This window comes from Hoskinsella mucinilytica (assembly GCF_045223415.1).
GTDB classification, from domain to species: Bacteria; Bacillota_I; Bacilli_A; order Erysipelotrichales; family Erysipelotrichaceae; genus Hoskinsella; species Hoskinsella mucinilytica.
The window spans coordinates 1-6,318 of sequence record NZ_JBEQZJ010000081.1; the positions used below are offsets into that span (position 1 = coordinate 1).

General features: G+C 25.0%; 5 protein-coding genes. All 5 read left to right on the forward strand.

Annotated elements, in window-relative coordinates; all coding sequences use genetic code 11:
• Positions 1-597, forward strand: a 597-nt coding sequence (locus UGRO018_RS17300) for a UDP-N-acetylglucosamine 2-epimerase (protein ID WP_416327764.1), incomplete at its 5' end; no start/stop codon positions are given.
• Position 598: 1 nt separating this feature from the next.
• Positions 599-1,780 (forward strand): glycosyltransferase, encoded by a 1,182-nt coding sequence (locus tag UGRO018_RS17305; RefSeq protein WP_416327765.1) that lies wholly within the window; start codon positions 599-601, stop codon positions 1,778-1,780.
• A 5-nt stretch (positions 1,781-1,785) separates the two neighbouring features.
• The gene (locus tag UGRO018_RS17310; RefSeq protein WP_416327766.1) at positions 1,786-3,066 is read left to right on the forward strand and encodes an O-antigen polymerase; all 1,281 of its coding nucleotides are present in this window, start codon (positions 1,786-1,788) and stop codon (positions 3,064-3,066) included.
• Positions 3,067-3,122: 56 nt separating this feature from the next.
• Entirely contained in the window at positions 3,123-4,850 is a 1,728-nt protein-coding gene (locus UGRO018_RS17315; RefSeq protein WP_416327767.1) for a sulfatase-like hydrolase/transferase, read from the forward strand.
• Positions 4,825-6,315, forward strand: coding sequence for a lipopolysaccharide biosynthesis protein (locus UGRO018_RS17320; protein WP_416327768.1), 1,491 nt, complete (start codon positions 4,825-4,827; stop codon positions 6,313-6,315). The genes UGRO018_RS17315 and UGRO018_RS17320 overlap by 26 nt, the downstream gene beginning before the upstream one ends.
• Positions 6,316-6,318: the final 3 nt, after the last annotated feature.

Genomic DNA, 6,318 nt, shown 5'->3' on the forward strand with positions numbered 1-6,318 from the left:
TCCCAGATTGAGACTTCAGATGTATTAAAACGATTAGATCTAAAAGAAAAAGGATACATCTTATTATCAGCTCATAGAGAAGAAAACATCGATACAGAAAAGAACTTTATCGACTTGTTTACTTCCATCAATAAACTTGCGGAACTCTATGATATGCCGATCCTTTATTCTTGTCATCCTAGATCAAAGAAATACTTGGAACAAAGAGAATTTCAATTAGACGAAAGAGTCAGACTTCATGAGCCATTAGGGTTCCATGATTATAACAATCTACAAATGAATGCATATGCAGTGGTAAGTGATAGTGGAACGCTACCTGAAGAATCTTCTTTCTTCACAAGTATAGGGAAATCATTCCCAGCAATCTGTATCAGAACTAGTACAGAGCGACCAGAAGCATTAGATAAGGGATGCTTTGTATTAGCAGGAATCAGTGACAATGGAGTAGTGCAGGCAGTAGAGACTGCAGTCGCAATGAATGAAAACAATGATTTAGGAATACCGGTACCAAATTATATTGAGAATGTTAGTAATAAAGTAGTAAAACTAATCCAATCTTATACTGGTGTAGTGAATAAGATGGTGTGGAGAAAATAAAATGTGTGATAATGTATTATGGCTAGGGAGTACAATTGCAGGTGAATATGAGAAACAATTGCTTTCAGTTTATGGAAAGCCTTTTATGATTGCCCAATCAAATTTAGAAAAAGCTTTGATAAAAGGGCTATTATTTTATAATGTTAAAATAGAAGCTTGGACGACTCCTACTATACCATATCATCTAATGAATAAAGGAATTTTTGAACAAAAAAAGAAAGTTGAAATTGAGAATAATTTTTTTTCTTCTACTTATCCTATATTAAAATGTTCTTTTTTAAGATATATATACATATTTATTTACACTTTTTATATTGCTTATAAATTTTGTGCAAGGAATAAAAATGGTAAAATATTTATTGCAACAAATTTCTTGCCAGTTTCTATTCCAACTCTAATTGTAGGAAAGATTTTTCGTGTCAAAGTGACATGTATGTTTTGTGACTTAATCGATGATTTATATGAAAACAGAATGAATAAATTTAGAAAATACTATATGAAGCTAACAAAATTTGTGAATAAAAACTTTGATTCATATGTGTTTATTACTGATGAAATGAATGATAAGGTGAATAAAAAAAATCGTTCTTATTGTGTAATTGAGGGAATATATAATGCTGATTTAGAGTATAAAAATATCAAGAAAAAAAATATATTTATTTATTCAGGAAGTCTTATAAAAAAATATGGTATTGATACAGCAATAAGAGTATTTAAAAAAGCAAATTTAAATGATTATGAATTACATATTTATGGAGATGGCGAGTATAAAGAGGAAATGCTAAAATCTATTGAAAATGAGGAAAAGATTAAATATAAAGGGCTAGTAAGTAGAGAAATGCTTTTTCAAAAACTTATGGAAGCAAAATTTCTACTTAACTTACGTGATCCTAGAGATGAATTTACAAAATATTCATTTCCTTCAAAAATTTTTGAGTATCTTGCATCAGGTACTTGTGTCATCTCGACAAAATTAGAAGGTATTCCAGAAGAATATTTTGATTACATGATAACATGTGAAACCGGAAAAGATGAAAGCCTAGTAGAGACATTTAAAAATGTAGTGAATTTAAATGAGGATGAATTGAAAGGATTAGGACTTGCAGGTAGAAAGTTTGTTGTTGATAAAAAAAATTCAATCAAACAAGCAAAACTATTATATGAATTACTAAGAAAAGGATGATGATGATGGTAATATTACTTCTTATTTTAACAACGATTAGTTGTTTGATTTTATCGTATTTATATATAATAAAGGTTAATAGAATTTTTAATCATGTAGTTGCATTTAATTTTGGTATGTTTTTTTATATGATTTTACCATTAATTATTGGAGAAACTAAAGTATTAGATCAATATAATAGCTTGGATGATTTTTATAATATTTATAATGGTATTGAAACAAAGTCTATTATTATTTATTTATTGTTTATAAGTGTTTTGATATTTACATTCTTTTGGATATCTTATAGAAAAAAAAGTCTTATTGAAGTTAATGAAATAAATGCGAAAGAAAGAGATTGTACGTTAAAAAGAAAAAATCTACTTTTATTAGGATATACTCTTTCAATTTTGTGCTTAATTTATTTACTCTTTAATATAAATCATTTTTTTAAAGGATATACTTTACAATATAGTGGTGTAATAAATAGAGGAACTTTTGCAGCAATTACATTGATATATTTGGCCTATTATTTGATATACGTATCATATGATAATAAAATCAATAAAAACACTATATTATTTACAATTATATTATTTATATTAAATATAGCATTATTATCACTAGGTACAAGAATGTATATCGTGAGTACTACACTTTGTGTTTTAAGTTTTTTTGAGAAACCTAAAACATATTTAAGTAAATTGAAAATTATTACTCCATCTTTATTTATAGCAGCAATAATAATTTTAGTTGTTGGAGCTATTCGCTCAGGTATTGAAAATTTTAGTCTAGAAGTTATGATAATAAATTTTCTTATAGAGTTTTTATACACATCATTATCTTTATTAACGTTCTTAGCCAATGCAATTTTTGATTTGATTAATCTACCAATAGTATTATTAAGTTATTTGATAAATCTAATTCCGTCATTTTTATTTCCTAATAAGCTAGATTTCGTAGTTCAATTGGAAAGTACAGGGTATCCAATATATTCACCAGGAGGAGCCTTAAATCTATATGTTGATTTAATAGTCAATTTTGGAATAATAGGTTCTATTGGGTTCGTTGGGCTACTATCATATTGTTTATCATATTTGGAAGAAAGAAGGCAAGGAATGCCTGTTAAAATAATATATTCATTTATAGTAAGTTTTTTGTTTTTTTCTATCTATAGAGATGGATTTGCAAGTTCTTTAATCAAGAATATATTGGAATTTTCTATAATTATACCAATTTGTTTGTTTTTTATATCCAGTTTTTCAATTCAGAATTTCAAAAAAAAATATAAAGAAAAAAACAAATAGAAATAAGTTAATGTGTAATTTTAGATGTTTGAAAAGATGTAGTAAAGGAGATTCTTATGAAAAAAAATATTTTTATATTTATTGATTCGTTATGCGCAAATGTTATAGAAGATGAAAATGATTTTAAAAAATATGCACCATTTTTGTATTCTTTATCGAAAAAGTCTATGTTTTTTAAAAATGTTTATTCACAGGGACCTTACACAGAAGCAGGATCTAAAGCACTCATGAGTGGAAATGATGTGCTTGCAGATAATGGGTATATAAGGTTTATCAATGAATCTAAAAATAATTTATTTAAAGTAAATAAGATGAATGGTTTTAAAAACACTACATTTTTTCTGCCAATAAGTATATATTCCGAAAATATATTAAGAGATTTTGATAAAAAAATATATACATCTTATATGAATTTAGATATTTATTGGCAATATAGATTTAAACATTATAGTGATAAGTATAAAGAAAAGGAATTAAATACATATGAGTATAATTGTCTGATTAATTTATTAAACGACATTTTTATAAATTGGAGAGAATTTTTGAAAGCAGGGACAATGAAAGATTATTCTTTATTAAGTAATCTTTTAAAAGGATATGATATAAATAAGAACTTATCTTTATTGAATAAAGAATATGAAATATTCAGTTTAAATCAAAAACAATATATAAACAAATTGTTGAAATCCGGTTATGAGCATAATTTATTCAAGGTTGATATGCTATATAATATTTCTTTTATAAATCAAGAATTAATTAATACTTATGTAAAAGAAAAAAACAAAAAATTAATAGCTCAAATAAAAAGGAAGCAATTTATAAATAACTTATTCTCTTTAAATAATTTCAAAAGTTTAATAAGTTGTAGTGATAAGATTTCATTTATCAAAAATCTTAGGTATCTCCTTTTAAAATCAACTCAATATATTGATCATTACCAAAAGGAGTTGTTTTTTAATGAAATGCCGTCTTGTTACACATTATTAAGTAAATTATCTGAAGAAATTTTGCAAAACAATTCAGAAAGTTGTTTTTATTTACAAATAGAAGATTTGCATGGTGATCCTAATTTTTTTAGTTATGATGTGGATGATAAAGAAATTTTAATAAAAGAGTTGGAGCACGCAGAGAATAATTTAAAGAAAATTAGATTTAATGATAAAGGAAACGTTCTGTATTTATTATCTCTAAGTTATATAGATGAATGTTTCAAAAACTTTTTTGATCATTTGGAGGAAAATAAATTATTAAATGAGTATAGAATTATAATAACAGCTGATCATGGCTCGTCTGTTGTATATAAACCAGTTAGAGATAAAGTAGTTAATAATTTTTATCTAGAAAATTATCATATACCTTTGTGGTTATATGATAATGATATAAAACCAGAAATTATTAATAAAATTATAAGCAGTAAGCATATAATAAATTTTATGAATGATTCTGTAGATGGAATTCATGAAAAAATTGATAGGTTGGATGATAAAATAATTATTGAATATTTAGGTCCAGAATGTCCTGATATGCAAAAAGATGATATTTGGTATGGATGGATATATGAGAAATTCTTTTTAGGATTAAAGTGTCCGCTTAATAGAAAAATTGAAATTGAAGATATTAAAGAAATTTATAATTTAGATGATGACCCTTTTCAATTTAAAAATTTAAGAAGGTCAATAAATAATGCCGTTCTAGAAAAAGCTATGAAGTGCATAGTTGAAAGACACAGTATTTTACAGAAGGAGCAAGAGGAATATTATGAAAAACAACATTATAAAAGGTAGTTTTTTTGGAGTGGCATATCAAATTATCGTAGTTATTTTCTCGTTTACTTTAAGAACTGTATTGATTAAAGAATTAGGAAATGAATATGTTGCATTGGTTACCGTATTTACGAGTATCTTTGGTGTTCTTGCATGTCTTGATGGAGGAATGGGAAGTGCTTTGTTTATTAGAATTCATCCGCCACTTTGGAACGAAAATTATGAGGAAGTAAAGCGTTTATATAATTTAATTAGGGTTGTTTATTTAATTAGAGCTATTTTGATGGTTGTTGTAGGAATTATGATAATACCTTTTTTAGATGTTTTCGTAGGAGACGTTTCCATAAGCCATAAAACAGTTTTGTTTTTATATATTATTTTTATGATTTTGAATTGTAGTTCCACTGCATATATATATAAAGTTTTTATGGTAGAAACTATACAATTCAGGTATAAAACAATTGTTTTTCAAATATTAATTTCTATTATTTCATATACAATAAACATTATTTCTTTAATAATATGGAAGAATATTTATATGTATTTGTTACTTTTGTTAATAATTCCGATAACAGTTAATATATATTGCCATAGAATAATCTCTAAGCAATTACCTTATTTGATAAACGTAAAATTATCTTTTAAAAATCTAAACAAAAAAGAATTGCTTGATATGGCAAAGTTGTCTTTACACAGTATGTCAGATATAGTTGTTTTAAATTCAGATAATTTGATAGTGTCCTCTACAGTAAGTTTTAATTCACTAGCTATTTACTCAAATTTTCGAATGATTACAACTAATGTGCAAAATTTAGTAATGCAGGTACTATTTTCAATAAAGGATCCTATTAGAAAAATTATGTGTACAAGTTCACAAGATGAAGTAGATAAACTACAGTATCTAATTCTTAATATTTATTGTATAATCGCTAATTTTGTATGTATAAGTTTAATTGTTATGCTAAATCCTTTTGTTGGAATTTGGCTAGGTGATTCTTATATTTTAGATAATGCAACAATCATATTAATTAATTTCTGTTTGTTTTTAACTATAATAGGCTATCCAATACTAGATGCATATTATTTTGAAGAGTGCTATAAGACAGATTATAGAACTCCAATTGTGGAGATATTAATAAATATATTCGCCTCAATAGGATTTGCATACCTATTAGGATTACCTGGCGTTTTTGTAGGAACTATGTTGTATAACATTTACAAATTATGGAAAAGATCCTATGTTTATTATAAAAATGTAGGAAAAAGTAATAATCTTTATTTTAAAAAAGTTTTTATTCTAATAATCTATTTTTCTATAAATATTTTAATCGCAATTTTATTTTCCTATTTAATTGAAAAAATTGATTTGAATATATATATGATTTTTTTAATAAAGTTAATATTATGCTTGATTTTACCCAACTTATTATCTTTACTAATTTTTAGAAAAGACATTTGCTATTTGATGGAATTAATAAGAAAATAAATT